We start from the raw sequence: 2,044 nt of genomic DNA on the forward strand, positions 1-2,044 counted from the left end.
GGCGAGCAGTGCCTGCGCGCGGCGGGCCGACCGGGCGGGGTCCGCGCTGTCCACCGCCAGCGCGTTCAGCGCGGTGCCCCGGTCGCCGCCGGAGTTCACCAGCACCCGCGCACGGCCCTGCTGCCACAGTTGCACGGGCTTGGACCGGTGCTGCCCGACGTGGGCGAAGCCCAGCGCGGCGAGGGTGCGTTCCACCTCGGGGCCGGTGCCGTCGTCGACGGTGAGTTCGGCGAAGGCGTAGCCGGTCAGCTCCGGGGCCCGGGGCAGCCTGCCGAGCGGGACCGCGGCGTGGTCCCGTCCGCCGCGATCCCACCGCTCGGCGACCCGCTCCTCCAGCGCGATCAGGGACCGCTTCGCGTCGACGGCGGCACGGTCGGGCGCCGACTGCCGGTAGACGTCGTTGAACACCTCCAGCGACAGCGGACCCCGGTAGCCCGCGTCGAGCACCGCCCCGGTGAACGCGGCGAGGTCGAAGGCGCCCTGCCCGGGGAACAGCCGGTGGTGCCGGCTCCACTGGAGCACGTCCATGCGCAGTTCCGGGGCGTCGGCGAGCTGGAGGAAGAACAACTTGTCGGGATCGACGGCGTCCAGCCCGGTCAGGTCGTCGCCCCGGGAGAGCACGTGGAAGCTGTCCAGGCACAACCCGAGGGCGGGATGGTCGGCGCGCCGGACGATCTCGGCCGCGTGCCGCCAGGTGTCGACGTGCCTGCCCCACGCCAGCGCCTCGTAGGCGACGCGGAGTCCGCGTGCGGCGGCCCGCTCGGCGAGGGTGTGCAAATGTTCGGCGGCGAGGTCGTCGTCGTCGACGGCGTCCGGTGAGACCGACGAGCACACGAGCACGGTGTCCGCGCCGAGCCGCTCCATCAGATCGAACTTGGACTCGGCGCGGCGCAGATTGGCGGTCAGCAGCGGCCCGGGCACCGCCTCGAAGTCCCGGAACGGCTGGTAGAGATCCACCGACAGGCCGAGCCCGGCGCAGTGGCGCCGCACCGCCTCGGGCGACAGCGACGAGGCGATCAGGTCGTTCTCGAAGATCTCCACACCGTCGAAGCCCGCCCGGGCCGCGGCGTCGAGCTTGTCCTCCAGGGTGCCGGACAGGCACACCGTGGCGATGCCACTGCGCATGGTCTCTCCCTGTGCTGCTCGCCGGAGTCGGATCCCGCCCCGGTGGTCGTGCCGCCCGCCCGGTGGGGCGTGGGGTGGCCCCGACGCTAGCATGAACGAACCAGACAGTTAATAATAAACCGACGGTGGCCGGGGAGGGCCCCGACCGGCCCGGTACGGTGGCGTTCCGGTGACGGTCCGGACGCGGGAACGAGGTGCGCGGGTGGCCGAGCAGCGGAACGACGGGGGGCGCACGCGGGACGCCGGGCGCACCCGGGCGGAGATCCTGCGGGTGGCCACGGAGGAGTTCGCCGACAAGGGCTACACCGGTGCCCGGGTCGACGAGATCGCCGCGCGCACCAGCACCACCAAGCGGATGCTCTACTACTACTTCGGCAGCAAGGAGCGGCTGTTCGTCGCGGTGCTGGAGCGGGCGTACGCGGAGATCCGGTCGAGGGAACAGGAGGTCGACGTCGACCACCTGGACCCGGTCGAGGCGCTGCGGCGGGTCGTCGAGCTGACGTTCGACCACCACGAGTCGCACCCGGAGTTCGTGCGCCTGGTGGCGATCGAGAACATCCACCGCGCCGAGCACCTCGCGCGCTCCACGGAGCTCGCCGGCCTGGCCGACCCGGCGCTGGACGTGCTCACCCGCATCCTCGACCGGGGTCGTGCCGCGGGCACGTTCCGCGCCGACGTCGACCCGCTCGACGTGCACCTGGTGATCAGCGCGTTCTGCGTGTTCCGCACCGCGAACCGGCACACCGTCCGGGCCGTCTTCGACCGCGACATGCTGGCCCCCCACCACCGCACCCACTACCGCACCCTGCTCACCGACCTCGTCCTCGACCACCTCACCGCCCGCTGACCCGCGCCGGGGGTTGCCGTGAAGGGCACGTTCCCTGCGCCGGGCGCCGTGAGGGGCACATTCGCTGCGTCA

2 protein-coding genes are annotated in these 2,044 nt (G+C 72.9%); one reads left to right on the top strand and one right to left on the bottom strand.

Annotated elements, in window-relative coordinates:
* Nucleotides 1–1,125: sugar phosphate isomerase/epimerase and 4-hydroxyphenylpyruvate domain-containing protein (locus tag SACPADRAFT_RS0208775; RefSeq protein ID WP_007027404.1), on the bottom strand; the 1,125-nt coding region annotated here is incomplete at its 3' end.
* Between the two features lie 202 nt (nucleotides 1,126–1,327).
* Between SACPADRAFT_RS0208775 and SACPADRAFT_RS0208780 the strand changes: the two genes are divergently transcribed.
* Entirely contained in the window at nucleotides 1,328–1,972 is a 645-nt protein-coding gene (locus tag SACPADRAFT_RS0208780) for a TetR/AcrR family transcriptional regulator (RefSeq protein WP_007027403.1), read from the top strand.
* Nucleotides 1,973–2,044 lie beyond the last annotated feature (72 nt).

Source organism: Saccharomonospora iraqiensis subsp. paurometabolica YIM 90007 (genome assembly GCF_000231035.2).
In the GTDB taxonomy this organism is placed as follows: domain Bacteria; phylum Actinomycetota; class Actinomycetes; order Mycobacteriales; family Pseudonocardiaceae; genus Saccharomonospora; species Saccharomonospora paurometabolica.